The sequence below is a fragment of the Streptomyces sp. NBC_01450 genome, assembly GCF_036227505.1.
GTDB lineage: Bacteria > Actinomycetota > Actinomycetes > Streptomycetales > Streptomycetaceae > Streptomyces.
The window spans coordinates 6,280,974-6,295,651 of record NZ_CP109480.1 but is presented as its reverse complement, the minus strand read 5'-3'; the positions used below and the strand labels follow the sequence as shown (position 1 = coordinate 6,295,651).

Sequence of the window (14,678 nt, the reverse complement as noted above, 5' to 3'; positions counted from 1 at the left end):
CCGGCGGTCCGTCCGGCGGTCGGGGCAGCCCGGCCCCCGGGCCCCAAGGTGACGTAAGAGAGGGACAAACCACATGCGTGACGCGTACCACGAGGAACTTGACTCGATCGGCGACGGCCTGGTCGACATGGCCCGGCTCGTCGGATCGGCGATCGGACGCGCCACGACGGCCATCCTCGACGCCGATCTGAAGCTGGCCGAGAGCGTGATCGCGGCCGACCAGAAGGTCGACGATCTCCAGCACGAGCTCGAGGCCCGGGCGATAGCCCTGCTGGCCCGCCAGCAGCCGGTGGCGACGGACCTGCGCATCGTCGTCACCTCGCTCCGCATGTCCGCCGACCTGGAGCGCTCCGGCGACCTGGCCCAGCACGTGGCGAAGCTCGCCCGGCTGCGCTTCCCCGAGCGTGCGATCCCGCACGACCTGCACGCCACGATCCTGGAGATGGGCCAGCTCGCGCAGCGCCTGATGGCGAAGGCGGCCGAGGTGATCATCACGAAGGACGTCGACCTGGCGCTCCAGCTGGAGCAGGACGACGACGAGATGGACCAGCTGCACCGCACGCTCTTCCAGCACCTGCTGGACGACCGCTGGAAGCACGGCATCGAGACCGCCGTCGATGTCACCCTGCTGGGCCGTTACTACGAGCGCTTCGCCGACCACGCGGTGTCGGTGGCCAAGCGTGTGGTGTACCTGGTCACGGGTGAGCACGCGGACGAGCTCCAGCCGGACATTCAGCCGGTCACGGGGGCGGAAGGCGTCTGAGGCCGGAGTACCGGAGGCTGCCGTTCCGGGCGTACCGGGGGTCGCCATCTCACTCCGGGGGCGCGAACGAGCCTCAGTGCGCCGTTGATGCGCCCAGTGGAGCGGGCATCCAATGAGGGTAGGCACTCGCGCCTCGCCTAGGCGTACAGGCGTATAGGCGTAGGCACCCGGCCTCAATGCCTCGTTGAGGCCTCACCGAGGAGGACACCATGGCCGATTCTCCCGCCACGCCCGACCCGACCCTGGACCGCGACACCGAGCAGCCCGCCGACATCAAAAGCCTCCCGCTGTTCGGCGCCTGCGGCTGCGGCTCCGGCTGCGGGTGCGGGTGCCAGTCGGGCAACCCGTGCCAGTGCGGCTGATCGCGCGGATCCGACCAGAGGGGCCCCGTCATCACGACGGGGCCCCTCTGCGCACGGTCGCCTCCATGGCCGTACCGGAGCAGCATGGAGGAAGAGCATGGAGCGGCCGAGCTCACTCGGAAGGAGGTGCGCGGCCATGGCTCAGTACATGGACGTCCACCACGGGATGTCAGGCATCACGGCCGACCAGCTGATGGCGGCCCACAAGGCGGACCTCGCCGTGGAGAAGGAGGAGGGCGTGCACTTCGAGCGGGCGTGGGCGGACCCGGGTTCCGGCATCGTCTACTGCCTCTCCGACGCCCCCTCGGCCGAAGCGGTCCAGCGCGTTCACGAACGCGCGGGCCACAAGGCGGACGAAATCCACCCGGTCCCGCTGTCGATCTGAGGCCCAGCCCGGCTGGGCTAATTCACGCCCACTCACATACATCCTCTTTCAACAATTCCGCCTCGTCGTCAATGAGCATGTCGGACCGAATCACCCTGCTCACCCCTGTTACTCTGCGGCCCTCAGAATTCATCCACAACGGATTGAACGCGCGCCAGCCGGCGGAATACATCTGCCCAAGCCGAATACTGGCGTGGCCCGGTCGAGAGGATACGGACCATGCAGGATTTTTCTCGTCGTGGACTACTGAAGGCCACGGCGGCCACCGGCGCCGGCGCGGTCGTCCTCCCGGGCGTTACGGCCGCGGAAGCCCCGGGCGCGAGTGCCACGACCGAAGGGGCCGAAAGCGCGAGATGCAAGCCGGCGAAGCTGACCGGCCGCATCGTCCGCCCCAACGACCCGGGGTACGCGGATGCGAGCCTCGGCTGGGACGAGCTCTTCGCTCACTATCCACTGGTCATCGTCTACGCCCAGAACACCCAGGACGTGGTCAACGCCCTCACGTGGGCGCGGCAGAACGACGTCGCGCTGCGGGTACGGAGCGGCGGCCACAGCCTTGAGGGCTGGTCGAACGTGGACAACGGCCTCGTGATCGACGTCAGCGAGTTGAAGTCGGCCCACATCGACACCGCCTCTCGTACCGCGACCGTCGGCGCCGGGCTCAACCAGCTGGAAGCGGTGACCACGCTCGCGAAGAAGAACCTCGCGGTGACGACCGGAACGGAGGGCAGCGTAGGCCTGTCCGGTGCGACGCTCGGCGGCGGCTTCGGCTTCCTCACCCGCTATCTTGGCATGGCCTGCGACAGCCTGATCGGGGCCGAGGTCGTCGTCCCGTCGGGTGCCGACTGCGCCAAGGTGATCAGGACGGACCTGAGGAACCACTCGGATCTGCTCTGGGCGCTCCGTGGAGCGGGAAACGGCAACTTCGGCATCGTCACCTCACTCACCTACAAGGCGTCTCCGCTGAAGAGCGTCGCCTATCTGCAAGCGACATGGGAAGGCGTCGAAGACCTCCATGGGGTCTTCGACGCATGGCAGCGTACGGCGCTGTTCGCCGACGACCGCCTCGGAACCCAGCTCGAGATCCACAGAGGCCAGATCCTGCTGTTCGGGGTTCTCGCGGAAGGGTCCGAGAAAGAGGTGAAGGCGCTGCTGGCCCCGATCCTTTCGGTCGGCAGTCCCAGTGTCTCGGTACAGGTCGGTAACTGGGGCGACGTATACGCGGGATTCCAGATTCCGACCGCGGCCGAGCCCGGGAACTGGAAATTCTTCTCGCAGTTCACCAGAAAGCCGTTCCCGAAGAAGGCGATCAGTGTGATCGCCTCATTCATGCGAGACGCCCCCACGGACGACAGCAACTTCTTCACCCAGGCCTTCGGCGGGGCGGTGAGGAAGAAGCCCCGCGGCGGCACGTCGTTCCCGCACCGCGACGCGCTGTTCTATTCCGAGCCCGGCGCCGGCTGGGGGCCGCGTACAGGACGACCAGGCGTCTGCGACCCGCTCACCCCGCAGGCCCAGGCCTGGATCGCCGAATTCAGCCAGGCAATGCGGCCCTATGTGAACGGCGCCTACGTCAACGTGCCGAACATCGGAATGCAGGACTGGGAGACCGCCTACTGGGGATCCAACTTCGACCGACTGCGCAAGATCAAGGCGAAGTACGACCCCCACAACGTCTTCCAGTACGAGCAGAGCATCCCGCCCGCGTCCTGCTGACGCGGATCGACGGCCCCTGACCAGGTAAATCGGTCAGGGGCCGTTGCGCTGGGGACGCCCCTGCCCGGGTCAGATGGCGTCGATCCGCCAGGCGATCACGCCGGTTGCCCCCTTGGTGCCGTCGACATCGATGCGTACCGGCTTGTGCACGGTGATCCGCTGCTGGACCACTGACTGATCGCACGGCACCTTGGTCTCCGTGCCGGTGTTCGCCGGTGTGAAGGTCAACCGCGCACTGCCGTTGCCGACGCAGACCAGGTCGAGCCTGTATGTCCTGCCCTCGCTCAGACTCGGCTCGGTGTGGATGCCGTCGGTCACCCGCTCCGCGCCGGCCTCGACCATCCTCCCGCTGTGGACGGCGGCCAGGGCCGCTTGAGCCTGCTCGGTGAGTTCCTTCTGGGACGGCACTGTCGCCGCCTGCGGCCCACTCGCGGCAGGCGACGGGGGATGCGGGGAGGCCTCACCGTCACCGCTACCGGACGTGCACGAGGTGAGCAGGACCACTGACGCCGCCACAGCGCATCCGGCGAGCCATGCCCGCGGGTTCGAAGGGGCGAACGGCCCGGCCATCGCCCGCGGCCCGGAAGCCGACCGCTCTTCCCTCTCACGCACCACACCCACCCCCGCTCCGGCCCGCGGCCCCCACGAACCGTACTGCAGGTGGCCGTACTTGTTCCGGCACCAAAGGACCGGCGGCATCCATCAGGCACTCCGACCGCCGCGAGAGCCGCCGCGCTGAGGTCCCGCAGAGGGCCCGGGCCGTGAAAACGCCCCCGATCCGCGCCGTATGCGCAGGTCGGGGGCGTGATCACGGAACCTACTTCTTCTTGCCCTGGTTCTTGACCGCCTCGATCGCGGCCGCGGCCGCCTCCGGGTCGAGGTACGTGCCGCCGGGGTTGAGCGGCTTGAAGTCGGCGTCGAGCTCGTAGGCGAGCGGGATGCCGGTCGGGATGTTCAGGCCCGCGATGTCGGCGTCGGAGATGCCGTCGAGGTGCTTGACGAGGGCGCGCAGCGAGTTGCCGTGGGCGGCGACCAGGACCGTGCGGCCGGTGAGGAGATCGGGGACGATGCCGTCGTACCAGTACGGCAGCATGCGGATGACGACGTCCTTCAGGCACTCCGTGCGGGGGCGGAGCTCCGGCGGGATCGACGCGTAGCGCGGGTCGTTCGCCTGGGAGAACTCGCTGTCGTCGGCGAGGGGCGGCGGCGGGGTGTCGTAGGAACGGCGCCACAGCATGAACTGCTCCTCGCCGAACTCGGCAAGGGTCTGGGCCTTGTCCTTGCCCTGGAGGGCGCCGTAGTGGCGCTCGTTCAGACGCCAGGAGCGGTGGACGGGGATCCAGTGGCGGTCGGCGGCCTCCAGCGCGAGCTGGGCAGTGCGGATCGCGCGCTTCTGGAGCGAGGTGTGCACGACGTCGGGCAGCAGGCCGGCGTCCTTCAGCAGCTCACCGCCGCGGACTGCCTCCTTCTCGCCCTTCTCGTTGAGATTGACGTCCACCCATCCGGTGAACAGGTTCTTCGCGTTCCATTCGCTCTCGCCGTGGCGGAGGAGGATCAGCTTGTACGGTGCGTCGGCCATGCGTCCGAGCGTAATGGAAGCCTTCGTCCCCTCGCGCACCTGCCCGGAAGCCGGACAGTTGACGGCATCTGTTAATTGAGTGGCTTCCGGAGACCTCCCACTCGTAAGTTGCCATCAGCACCTGAGCCGCTTACATCCATGGGGGACGACCGATGCCACTCGCCGTCATGCGACGCGCCGCCCGAGAGACCGTCTCGGGGCTCCCCCGCGAGTTCTGGTGGCTGTGGACCAGCACCCTGGTCAACCGGCTCGGGGCTTTTGTCGCCACTTTCATGGCTCTGTACCTGACGCTCGACCGCGGCTACTCCGCCTCGTACGCGGGTCTCGTCGCGTCCCTGCACGGCCTCGGCGGTGTCGTCTCCTCGCTCGGTGCGGGCGTGATGGCCGACCGGCTGGGGCGACGGCCCACGCTGCTGGTCGCGCAGACCTCGACGGCCGCCTCCGTCGCGCTGCTCGGCTTCATGCACGACCCGGTGGCCATCGCCGCGGTCGCCTTCCTGGTCGGGATGGCCAGCAACGCCTCCCGGCCCGCCGTCCAGGCGATGATGGCCGACATCGTGCGGCCCGAGGACCGCGTCCGCGCGTTCTCCCTCAACTACTGGGCGATCAACCTCGGCTTCGCGGTCTCCTCGATGGCCGCCGGTTTCATCGCCGAGTTCAGCTACCTCGCGGGCTTCCTCATCGAGGCCGGCATGACGCTCGTCTGCGCGCTGGTCGTCTTCGCGAAGCTGCCGGAGTCCCGGCCGGTCCGGTCGGCCAAGGAGGCCACGGAGGACGTCGGCCTCGGGACCGTGCTGCGCGACCGGCGCTTCATGAGCGTCGTCGGGCTGTCCTTCCTCGTCGCCCTGGTCTTCCAGCAGGGCTCCGTGGGACTCCCCGTCGCGATGGGCAGGGCGGGCTTCACCCCCGCCGACTACGGCATGGCGATCGCCGTCAACGGCGTCCTCATCGTCGCGCTGCAGATCCCGGTCACCCGTTTCATCCAGCACCGGGATCCGCGGCGGCTGCTCGTGATCTCCTCGGTTCTCGCCGGGTACGGCTTCGGGCTCACCGCCTTCGCCGGGTCGGTGGGCGTCTTCGCGCTCACCGTGTGCGTGTGGACCCTGGCCGAGATCGTCAACGCGCCCACCCAGACGGGCCTGGTCGTCCTGCTCTCCCCGACCCACGGCCGGGGCCGCTACCAGGGCATGTACACCCTCTCCTGGTCACTGGCCGCGCTGATCGCCCCCCTGATGTCCGGCGTGGTCATCGACCGGTTCGGGGCCGAGTGGCTGTGGGGGCTGTGCGCGCTGGTCGGTACGGTGGCCGGGCTCGGGTACGGGCTGCTCATGCGGCGGCTGCCCACGGAGGAACCGGCGGTGGAGGCGAGCCCGGCGGCGGCGAAGCCCGAGGTCAGCGCCGCGTGAGAGGCGAGCGGAGCCCGGCGGCCGTGGTTCAGGGATGCATCCGCGCGCCCTTCACCACCTTGTCCACCGCGTTCCGCGGCCCGTACACCGCGAGCCCCACGAGGTCCAGCTCCCCCGACGGCACGGCCCGTACGGCCGCGCGGTTGTCACGGTCGTTGCCGGTGGCGAAGAGGTCGGACGTGAAGATCGCCCGCGGGAGCACCCGGGACAGCGCGCGCCCGTGCGCCGCGGTCAGCGTCTCCTTGCCGCCCTCGAAGATCAGTACGGGCTGGCGGAACATCGGCAGATACGGGACGTCGTCCGCGTCGGCGTAGGGTTCCCCGACGACCTCGGGCACCACCGTCCCGAGCCCGCTGACCAGAAACGCGGTCACATTGAGTCGTTGCCAGGGCTCCAGGTCGTCCCTCAGCAGGACGGCGATCTTGGTGTCGAAACGGACGGGGCCGGCGGCCGGAAGGTTCTCGCTGCTCATGCACTGAGACTGCCGACCCCCGTACGGCCTCGTCTTGTACGTTGTTTGCATGGTGGCCCGGCGGGAGATCTCCGCATGGCGCCCGCGCGTTCCGGGTGTCGTGGAGGTGTTCCACGCGCACTACACCGAGTACGCGTACCCCATGCACGTACACGAGGCGTGGACGCTCCTGATCGTCGACGACGGCGCCGTACGGTACGACCTCGACCGGCACGAGCACGGGACCCCGCACGACACGGTGTCGCTACTGCCGCCGTACGTCCCCCACAACGGTTCGCCGGTCACCGAGCACGGCTTCCGCAAGCGTGTCCTCTATCTCGACCTGAGCCGCCTCGACGAGAGCCTCATCGGGCCCGCGGTGGACGGCCCGGATCTGCGTGATCCCCTGCTGCGGCTGCGTGTCGGGCAGCTCCACACCGCCCTCGCCGAACCCGGCGACGAGTTCGAGGCCGAGAGCAGGCTGACGCTGGTGGCCGAGCGGTTGCGCGGCCGGCTGCGCCCGCGGCTCGTCGAGGAGACGCGTCCCGACCGCACACTCGCGCACCGGCTGCGCGAACTCCTCGACGCGCGGCTCGTGGACGGGATCTCGCTCGACGAGGCGGCCCGGCTCCTGCACGCCCATCCCGCCCATCTCGTACGGGCGTTCGGCGGTGCGTTCGGGATCGCACCGCACCAGTACCTGATGTCCCGCCGCGTCGACCGGGCCCGCCGTCTGCTCCTGGAGGGCGGCAGACCGTCCGAGGTGGCCACGACGACCGGCTTCTACGACCAGTCCCATCTGACACGCCATTTCAAGCGGTTGGTGGGGGTGCCGCCGGGACAGTACGCGCGAACGGGGCGCCGGGATTGAGCGCCGTACGCTCCCCCCATGGACTGGCATGAGTGGCACGACGCCTACGACACTCCCGACTCCTACCTCGGACGCCGCCTCGCACTCGTCCAAAGCCGCGTCCGGCTCGCCCTCGACGAGGCGCCTCCCGGGCCGCTCACGGCCGTCAGCGTCTGCGCCGGGCAGGGGCGCGACCTGATCGGCGTGCTCGCCGATCACCCCCGCCGGGGCGATGTCCGCGCGCGGCTCGTCGAGTTGGACGGCCGCAACGCCGAGGTGGCGGCGCGCGCCGCCGGGGCCGCGGGGCTGTCGGGGGTCGAGGTCGTCGTCGGGGACGCCGCGTCGACCGACCACTACCGGGACCTCGCCCCGGCCGACCTCGTCCTCGTCTGCGGTGTCCTCGGCAATCTCACCGACGAGGACGTCGAGCGCACCGCCGACTTCTGCGCGCCGCTGTGCCGGCCGGGCGGCACGCTCGTGTGGACCCGGCACCGCAAGGCACCGGACCTCGTGCCGCGTGTCTGCGGCTGGCTGGAGGAGCGCGGTTTCGAGCGGCTGTGGGTCTCCGACCCCGCACTCGGATTCGGCGTCGGGGCCCACCGGTACGCCGGTGAGCCTCGGCCGCTGCCGTCCGGGGAGCGGATGTTCACCTTCGTCGGATACGACAGGCTCGGGTGAGTCCCGGCCGGATCGCCCGGGCGGGTCAGAGGTCCCGCTGGGCCTCGTGGAGGTTGCGTGGGCGTACGACGTCCGTGGTCCCGTACAGCTCCAGACGGGAGTGCAGGTCGCCGGTGAAGTCGGGGACGTCGATCTGGTCGAACTCGGTCACCTCGTTGAGGCCGACGGTGGCGGAGTAGGGCGCCAGACCGTCGATCTTCATCAGCCCCGCGCGGCCGTTCGTGACCCGTATGTTCCAGTGGGTGAAGCGGGCGCCGAAGAGCGGACCCGCGCTCGCGTCGCCGCCGTGGCGGCCGTCGTTGTTGACGGTGATGTCGGTGCGGACGTTGGCGAAGGGCAGACCGCGGTGGCTGTCGAACGTGCCCATCCGGAGGTCGCCGCGCGACCAGACGTTGTAGGAGGAGAGGCCTTCCACGTTGATGCCGTGGAGCTGGGTGTTCGGCGGGGCCGGGACCGTGCGCTGCTCGATGGTGAAGTCCTCGACGAGGTTGTCGTGCGAGCCCTCGCGGCAGAAGTAGGGGTGGTGGGAGCCCCGGCCCGCCACGCGGGTGCGGCGCAGGGTGCAGGCGGAGGCGGCGACCAGGCCGAAGCCGTTGTCGACGTGGCGGACCGTCACGTCGTCGACCCAGCAGTCGTACGCGCACTGGAAGACGACCCCGTTGTAGCCCTTGTCGAGGAGGTGCGGGGACTGGGGCGTCTCGATGGCCTCCAGGGTGAGGCCTTCGACACCGGAGCCGGTCAGCGGCTCGACGTGGGTGGTCAGCCGCGGGTCCCACTCGGGGCGTAGGTCGAGGGGAAGCGGACGCTCCAGGGTGACCTTTCTGCCCCGCACGCGCGCGATGCGTACGGGCCACTCGTAGGGGACGTAACTCGTGAGCTTGGTCTTGTCGTCCCAGTAGTACGACTCGGGGCCCGGACCGCCGCCCGACATGTGCTCCAGGAGGGTGTGGCCGGCGTCGTCCGCGAGTCGCAGGAGGACGAGCCGGCCCGGCTTGAGCGGGCGGGGATCGGCGACCGTCACCGACCAGGAGCCGCGGGTGGCGGGGGCGACGGTCGTCAGGGTCTCCCACTCGTCGCGCTTGTTTCCGGTCCAGCCCTCGAAGGGCCAGGCCTTGGCCTTGACGGCGGCGACCAGGGAGTCCCAACGGGCCGTGGGGGCGAGCCAGATGAGGCCGCCCGCCCAGGACCAGGACGACTTGTCGCCGCCGTAGCGGGAACCGTAGACGCCGATCAGCTCGGTGAGGTTCTTGGTCGCGTACAGCTTCGTACGGTCGCTGCCGGCGCCGCGCAGCACGACGTTCGAGTGGCCGATGCGGATGAGGTCGTCGATGCGGAAGGTGCCGGGCGGGATGAGCACCGTGCCACCGCCGGCCCTCCCGGCAGCGGCGATGGCACGGTTGATCGCGGGGGCGCAGTCCGTGGTGCCGTCGTCCGCGACCGCTCCGTAGGCGCGGACGTCGGCCACGACGGGGCGGCGGGGGAAGCGCGCCGCCCCGCCCCGGTGGCCGGCCCTGCCGACGTACGGGATCTGCGGGTGGGTGAAGGGAGCGCGGGTGAACTCCCGCCAGACGGCCGAGACTTGACCCCCGCCGTCCGGTCGCGCGGCACCTGTCCGCAGTGGCGCGGCGGCCGTCGCCGGTCCTCCGGTCACGGCGACGGCCGCCACGGCTATGGCACTTCCGAGCAGACCTCGTCTGCTGATCCTCACGTGCTCCTTGCTCATACCCGCCCGCCTTCCATCGCAGTCCATTGAATTCCATGGATGTGAACGACGTTCAGATCTGCGTCGGCGGTGAGCATGCCACTGAGACCCCTGGCCGGGAAGGGGTCGTGCACCACTTAGTTGGACTGGACCAGCAATTCAGTCGGCGGGACGCTGAGTCAGATGAGTGAACGCGTCCAGATTGCGGGTCGATTCACCGCGGGACGTCCGCCAGGCGTACTCCCTGCGGATCGCGGAGGCGAAACCGAGCTCAAGGAGGGTGTTGAAAGCGCCGTCGGCGGCCTCCAGGACCGAGCCGAGCAGCCGGTCGACCTCGTCCGGCGTGACCGCGACGAGCGGCAGTTTGCCGACCAGATACACGTCCCCCAGGGGGTCGACCGCGTAACTCACGCCATAGAGCTTGAGGTTGCGCTCCAGGAGCCAGCGGTGGACGCCTTCCTGGTTCTCGTCGGGGTGGCGGATCACGAAGGCGTTCAGCGACAGGGAATGCTTGCCGACGATCAGCGAGACGGTCGTCGAGAGCTTGCGGGTGCCGGGCAGTTTCACGACGTACGAGCCCGCCTTGGGGCTCTCCCACTCCAGCTCGGCCTCGGTGAGGACCTGCTCGATGATCGACGCTGCGTCAGCCATGGAGGGAGCGTACGTCAGACGTCCGGCGGACCGGCCCGCGGGCGGTGTGCGCGTCGGCCTGGCGGGCGCGCCGGCCCTGGTGCGCGGGTCAGCCTTGGCGGACGCGTCAGCCTTGGCGGACGCGTCAGCCCTGGTGGGCGCGCACCTTGCGGCGGTGGTCCTGGACGGCCGCCGTGTACACGTCCGCCGTGGTCGCGGCCGCGGTGTCCCAGCCGAAACGCTGTGCGTGCCGGGCGGCGGCCTCGCCCATCCGGGCGGACAGCGCCTGGTCGTCGGCGAAATCGCGCAGCACGCGCGCGTAGGCGACGGGATCGTGCCCCGGGATCAGGAATCCGGTCTCCCGGTGGCGCACGGCGACGGGCAGGCCGCCGACCTCGGCCGCCAGCACCGGTGTGCCGGCCGCCTGCGCCTCGATGGCGACCAGCCCGAAGGACTCGCTGTAGGAGGGCATGACCAGCACCGACGCGGCCCGGAACCAGTCCGCGAGCTGCTCCTGGCCGACGGGCGGCCTGAAGCGCACGACATCGGCGATCCCGAGCCGGGCGGCGAGCTTCTGCAGCCCCTCGGGCTTGGCGAGACCGGTACCGCTGGGACCGCCCACCACGGGGACGACGATGTTGCCGCGCAGCTCGGGGCGCTCGTCCAGGAGGACGGCGACCGCGCGCAGCAGCACGTCGGGGGCCTTCAGGGGCTGTATGCGGCCCGCGAAGAGCGGGATCAGCGCGTCCTGCGGGAGTCCGAGGCGGGCGCGGGCGGCGGCGCGGCCGTCGGCCGGGCGGAAGCGGTCGAGGTTGACGCCCGGGTGGACGACGGCGACCTTGCCGGGTTCGGCCTCGTAGTGGCGGACCAGCTCGTCGGCCTCCTCGGAGGTGTTGGCGATGAGACGGTCGGCGGCGCGCACGATCTGGGTCTCGCCGATGACGCGGGCGGCGGGCTCGGGGGTGTCGCCCTCGGCGAGCGCGGCGTTCTTCACCTTGGCCATGGTGTGCATCGCGTGCACCAGGGGCGCGCCCCAGCGCTCGGCGGCGAGCCAGCCGACATGGCCGGAGAGCCAGTAGTGCGAGTGCACGAGGTCGTAGTAACCGGGGCGGTGCCCGGCCCAGGCCTGCATGACGCCGTGTGTGAAGGCGCACAGCTGGGCGGGCAGGTCCTCCTTGGCGAGGCCCTCGTACGGACCCGCGTCGACATGCCGGACGAGAACGCCCGGGGCGAGTTCGACGGTCGGCGGGAGGGCGGCCGTGGTGGCCCGGGTGAAGATCTCGACCTCGATGTTGATCGCGGCGAGGCGCTGGGCGAGCTCCACGATGTAGACGTTCATGCCGCCGGCGTCGCCGGTGCCGGGCTGGTGGAGCGGCGAGGTGTGGACGGAGAGCATCGCCACGCGACGGGGCCTGCGGTGCAGCCTGAGCCGTGAGGACGTCGCCGGGGAGCGTCGCCCGAGCCTGCTGACGTACTGGCTCACGTGGCGGTCCTCCTTGCTGCGGGCATGCCGGGCGGAGGACGCACGGCACCCTCCAAAGAGCGGCAACGCCGGAGCAGGCCGCTCCATTTCCCTTCCGCGTTCCCTTCCTCGCCCCTTTGCCGAATCATTACCGGCTGTCGCTCAACCGTTCGATGGCGAGTTGCGTGCACAGCTCGCTCCCCCGTCTTTTCCACAGGGCGACGGAGGACGGCGCAGGTTATCCACAGGCCCGCACGGGCTTCCTCCCGGCCGCCTACTCTCGTACGCATGACAACCCGCGCCGCGTCCCGCCCCGTGGGTACGGTGACGCGCGGGACCACCAACCCCAACCGACTGCGCCGCATGGACCGCTGGATCGCGGCCACTCACGGCGCCGAGCTGCGCAGAAGCACGAACCCGGTGGCGGTCGACCTCGGATACGGGGCGGCTCCCTGGACCCCGGTAGAGCTGCTGACCCGCCTGCGCACGGCCGCTCCCCGCACCCGCGTGGTGGGCGTGGAGATCGACCCGGCGAGGGTCGCGGCGGCCCGGCCGTACGAGCGCGAGGGGCTCGCCTTCCGGCACGGCGGCTTCGAGGTCCCGGTGCAGGGCAGCCCCTCACTCATCCGCGCGGCGAACGTGCTGCGCCAGTACGACGAGGAGCAGGTCGCCGACGTCTGGCAGCGCCTGTGCGCCCGCCTCGCACCGGCGGGCCCCGGCTCCCGGGGCGGGCTGCTCGTCGAGGGCACCTGCGACGAGATCGGCCGTCGGCACGTCTGGGTCGCCCTCGGCCCCGAGGGCCCGCGCACGGTCACCTTCGCCACCCGCCTGGGCTCCCTCGACCGCCCGTCCGACCTCGCCGAGCGCCTGCCCAAAGCCCTGATCCACCGCAACATCCCGGGCGAGCCCGTGCACGCGTTCCTCCGCGACTTCGACCGCGCCTGGGCGGCCGCCGCGCCCTACGCCTCGTACGGCGCGCGGCAGCGCTGGATACGCACAGTCCACGACCTGAGGGCCGACTGGCCGGTGACGGACGGCATACCCCGCTGGCGCCAGGGTGAAGTCACGGTGCGCTGGGAGGCGTTGGCACCCCGCGGCCCGTTCGCGTGAGCGCCGCGCACAAGAAGGACGCGTAGGCACGAGGCGCGGGGGCCGCACGGGCACGGAGGCGCCGGACAGGCGCGGGGATGCCGGCGGACACGGAGGTGCCCGGCAGGCGTGCGACACCTGGATGACGTATGGGTGTCCGGCGCGCGGCCATCGCACGCCCGTGAGCTGCACGGAACGAACTTCGTGACTGGTTCGTCACACAGGCCGGGAGATCGTCTTACGGAGGCGCGCCGGGGGGAAGGGAGTTCTTGCCCACCTCTGTCGCATTGCGCGCCGACATGGCACGATCCCCCAGGCGTCCGTAAGTTACTGACGGTAAATCAGTTTGGGGGCGGAGCAATGGGATCCGGCAAGCGGAGCCTGACCACGGCGGCCATGGTTCTGGCCTGCGCCTGCGCGGTGTTGTCAGCGCCGGGTGTGGCGTATGCGAGCCCGACACCGACGCCGACACCCACGCGCACACCGACACCGACTCCGACAACCTCTCCGGTCGGCAAGGACCTTGAGGCGATCCGGAAGAAACTGGACGATCTGTACCACGACGCGGCGGTCGCCACGGACGCGTACAACGCCGCCGAGGAGAAGGCCAAGCAGCAGTCGGCCGAGATCGTCGACCTGGCCCGCGAGATCGTGAAGGGCCAGGAGAGGCTGGAGGAGTTGAAGGACCGCGCGGGCGCCGCGGCCCGGGCGCAGTACCGGGGCGGCGGGCTGCCGCCCGAGATGCGGCTGTGGCTGAGCGACAACCCCCAGCAGTACCTGGACGGCGCGGGCCGGGTGCTCCAGGGCGAGCGCGCGACCAAGGGGCTGCTCGCCGAGATGACCCGTACGCAGCAGGACTTGCGGCAGTACGCGAAGGACGCCTCCGCGCAGTGGCAGAAGCTGGAGGCCAACCGCCAGGCCAAGGCCACGGCGCAGAAGGAGATCAAGAAGCAGATCGCCGCCGCCGAGAAGCTGGAGTCCCAGCTCAAGAAGAAGGAGAAGGAGCGGCTGGCGAAGCTCGAGGAAGAGGCCGCGTACAAGGCGCAGACGGCCTGGCTGAGCTCCGGCGTCCTCGCCGAGATCAGCGGCAAGGCGTCCGAGCAGGGCAAGAAGGCGGTGAAGTTCGCCACCGACCAGATCGGCAAGCCGTACGTGTGGGGCGCCGAGGGCCCGGGGTCGTACGACTGCTCGGGGCTGACCTCACAGGCGTGGGCCTTTGCCGGCCATGGCATTCCGCGCACCTCGCAGGAACAGTGGAAGCAGCTCCCCCATGTCGACGTCAAGGACATGCGCCCCGGCGACCTGATCATCTACTTCGACGACGCCAGCCATGTCGCGATGTACATCGGCGACGGCGCGATCGTGCACGCCCCGCGGCCGGGCCGGACGGTGACGATCGCGGGGGCGGGGTCGATGCCGATACTGGGGGTCGTCCGGCCGGACGCGTGACAGTGTGCGCACGGCCGGACGCGTGACGGCGTACAAACGGCCGGACGTGTGACGGCGTGCGGCGGGTCCTGGTGGTGTGGGTCGGCCGATCGGCCTCGGCGGCCAAAACGTCATCAAGCCCGATAAATCGCCCGCCCCGCCGTGACGCACCCCATG

15 protein-coding genes are annotated in these 14,678 nt (G+C 70.3%); 9 read left to right on the top strand and 6 right to left on the bottom strand.

The annotated features are described in order from the left end of the window. The first annotated feature begins 73 nt into the window (after positions 1-73). The 4 genes from phoU (at position 74) to OG568_RS28145 (ending at position 3,226) form a co-directional block, all read left to right on the top strand. Complete coding sequence (phoU, locus tag OG568_RS28160; RefSeq protein ID WP_266433235.1) at positions 74-763, top strand: phosphate signaling complex protein PhoU; 690 nt, start codon at positions 74-76, stop codon at positions 761-763. A gap of 209 nt (positions 764-972) precedes the next feature. Next, positions 973-1,125 (top strand): hypothetical protein, encoded by a 153-nt coding sequence (locus OG568_RS28155; RefSeq protein WP_266433233.1) that lies wholly within the window; start codon positions 973-975, stop codon positions 1,123-1,125. Positions 1,126-1,261: 136 nt separating this feature from the next. Next, positions 1,262-1,510, top strand: coding sequence for an SCO4226 family nickel-binding protein (locus tag OG568_RS28150; protein WP_266433231.1), 249 nt, complete (start codon positions 1,262-1,264; stop codon positions 1,508-1,510). Positions 1,511-1,729: 219 nt separating this feature from the next. Next, positions 1,730-3,226 (top strand): FAD-binding oxidoreductase, encoded by a 1,497-nt coding sequence (locus OG568_RS28145; protein WP_329533556.1) that lies wholly within the window; start codon positions 1,730-1,732, stop codon positions 3,224-3,226. Positions 3,227-3,295: 69 nt separating this feature from the next. Here OG568_RS28145 and OG568_RS28140 read toward each other — a convergent pair whose 3' ends face one another. Further along, positions 3,296-3,634: a hypothetical protein gene (locus tag OG568_RS28140; RefSeq protein ID WP_329533555.1), complete on the bottom strand. Its 339-nt coding sequence runs from the start codon at positions 3,632-3,634 to the stop codon at positions 3,296-3,298. 409 nt (positions 3,635-4,043) lie between these two features. Continuing rightward, entirely contained in the window at positions 4,044-4,805 is a 762-nt protein-coding gene (locus OG568_RS28135; protein WP_266433225.1) for a phosphoglyceromutase, read from the bottom strand. 152 nt (positions 4,806-4,957) lie between these two features. Between OG568_RS28135 and OG568_RS28130 the strand changes: the two genes are divergently transcribed. Next, entirely contained in the window at positions 4,958-6,211 is a 1,254-nt protein-coding gene (locus OG568_RS28130; protein ID WP_266433223.1) for an MDR family MFS transporter, read from the top strand. Between the two features lie 28 nt (positions 6,212-6,239). Here the strand turns inward: OG568_RS28130 and OG568_RS28125 are convergent, their stop codons facing one another. Further along, entirely contained in the window at positions 6,240-6,734 is a 495-nt protein-coding gene (locus tag OG568_RS28125) for a DUF2000 family protein (protein ID WP_385079147.1), read from the bottom strand. Between OG568_RS28125 and OG568_RS28120 the strand changes: the two genes are divergently transcribed. Both OG568_RS28120 and OG568_RS28115 read left to right on the top strand, forming a co-directional pair. Continuing rightward, positions 6,733-7,533: a helix-turn-helix domain-containing protein gene (locus OG568_RS28120; RefSeq protein ID WP_329533554.1), complete on the top strand. Its 801-nt coding sequence runs from the start codon at positions 6,733-6,735 to the stop codon at positions 7,531-7,533. The genes OG568_RS28125 and OG568_RS28120 overlap by 2 nt on opposite strands. A gap of 18 nt (positions 7,534-7,551) precedes the next feature. Continuing rightward, entirely contained in the window at positions 7,552-8,190 is a 639-nt protein-coding gene (locus tag OG568_RS28115) for a methyltransferase domain-containing protein (RefSeq protein WP_329533553.1), read from the top strand. A 25-nt stretch (positions 8,191-8,215) separates the two neighbouring features. On the opposite strand, the gene OG568_RS28110 is transcribed toward OG568_RS28115, so the two are convergent. The 3 genes from OG568_RS28110 to mshA form a co-directional block, all read right to left on the bottom strand. Then, entirely contained in the window at positions 8,216-9,913 is a 1,698-nt protein-coding gene (locus tag OG568_RS28110; RefSeq protein WP_329533552.1) for a glycosyl hydrolase family 28-related protein, read from the bottom strand. A 138-nt stretch (positions 9,914-10,051) separates the two neighbouring features. Further along, positions 10,052-10,543, bottom strand: a complete 492-nt coding sequence (locus tag OG568_RS28105; protein ID WP_266625917.1) for a YbjN domain-containing protein — start codon at positions 10,541-10,543, stop codon at positions 10,052-10,054. A gap of 124 nt (positions 10,544-10,667) precedes the next feature. Continuing rightward, a complete protein-coding gene (gene mshA / locus OG568_RS28100; RefSeq protein WP_329533551.1) occupies positions 10,668-12,005 on the bottom strand; it encodes a D-inositol-3-phosphate glycosyltransferase in 1,338 nt (445 codons plus the stop codon). A gap of 267 nt (positions 12,006-12,272) precedes the next feature. Here mshA and OG568_RS28095 point away from each other — a divergent pair, with 267 nt between their 5' ends. Both OG568_RS28095 and OG568_RS28090 read left to right on the top strand, forming a co-directional pair. Then, the gene (locus tag OG568_RS28095) at positions 12,273-13,094 is read left to right on the top strand and encodes a class I SAM-dependent methyltransferase (protein WP_329533550.1); all 822 of its coding nucleotides are present in this window, start codon (positions 12,273-12,275) and stop codon (positions 13,092-13,094) included. Between the two features lie 339 nt (positions 13,095-13,433). Further along, complete coding sequence (locus tag OG568_RS28090) at positions 13,434-14,522, top strand: C40 family peptidase (protein WP_329533549.1); 1,089 nt, start codon at positions 13,434-13,436, stop codon at positions 14,520-14,522. Positions 14,523-14,678 lie beyond the last annotated feature (156 nt).

Excerpts from the sequence above, each read along its gene's own strand:
- OG568_RS28130 (WP_266433223.1), top strand. The coding sequence starts at position 4,958 with ATGCCACTCGCCGTCATGCGACGCGCCGCCCGAGAGACCGTCTCGGGG.
- OG568_RS28090 (WP_329533549.1), top strand. The coding sequence starts at position 13,434 with ATGGGATCCGGCAAGCGGAGCCTGACCACGGCGGCCATGGTTCTGGCC.
- OG568_RS28135 (WP_266433225.1), bottom strand. The coding sequence starts at position 4,805 with ATGGCCGACGCACCGTACAAGCTGATCCTCCTCCGCCACGGCGAGAGC.
- OG568_RS28115 (WP_329533553.1), top strand. The coding sequence starts at position 7,552 with ATGGACTGGCATGAGTGGCACGACGCCTACGACACTCCCGACTCCTAC.
- OG568_RS28105 (WP_266625917.1), bottom strand. The coding sequence starts at position 10,543 with ATGGCTGACGCAGCGTCGATCATCGAGCAGGTCCTCACCGAGGCCGAG.
- OG568_RS28095 (WP_329533550.1), top strand. The coding sequence starts at position 12,273 with ATGACAACCCGCGCCGCGTCCCGCCCCGTGGGTACGGTGACGCGCGGG.
- OG568_RS28150 (WP_266433231.1), top strand. The coding sequence starts at position 1,262 with ATGGCTCAGTACATGGACGTCCACCACGGGATGTCAGGCATCACGGCC.
- OG568_RS28125 (WP_385079147.1), bottom strand. The coding sequence starts at position 6,734 with ATGCAAACAACGTACAAGACGAGGCCGTACGGGGGTCGGCAGTCTCAG.
- OG568_RS28120 (WP_329533554.1), top strand. The coding sequence starts at position 6,733 with ATGGTGGCCCGGCGGGAGATCTCCGCATGGCGCCCGCGCGTTCCGGGT.
- OG568_RS28110 (WP_329533552.1), bottom strand. The coding sequence starts at position 9,913 with ATGAGCAAGGAGCACGTGAGGATCAGCAGACGAGGTCTGCTCGGAAGT.
- OG568_RS28145 (WP_329533556.1), top strand. The coding sequence starts at position 1,730 with ATGCAGGATTTTTCTCGTCGTGGACTACTGAAGGCCACGGCGGCCACC.
- OG568_RS28155 (WP_266433233.1), top strand. The coding sequence starts at position 973 with ATGGCCGATTCTCCCGCCACGCCCGACCCGACCCTGGACCGCGACACC.
- phoU (WP_266433235.1), top strand. The coding sequence starts at position 74 with ATGCGTGACGCGTACCACGAGGAACTTGACTCGATCGGCGACGGCCTG.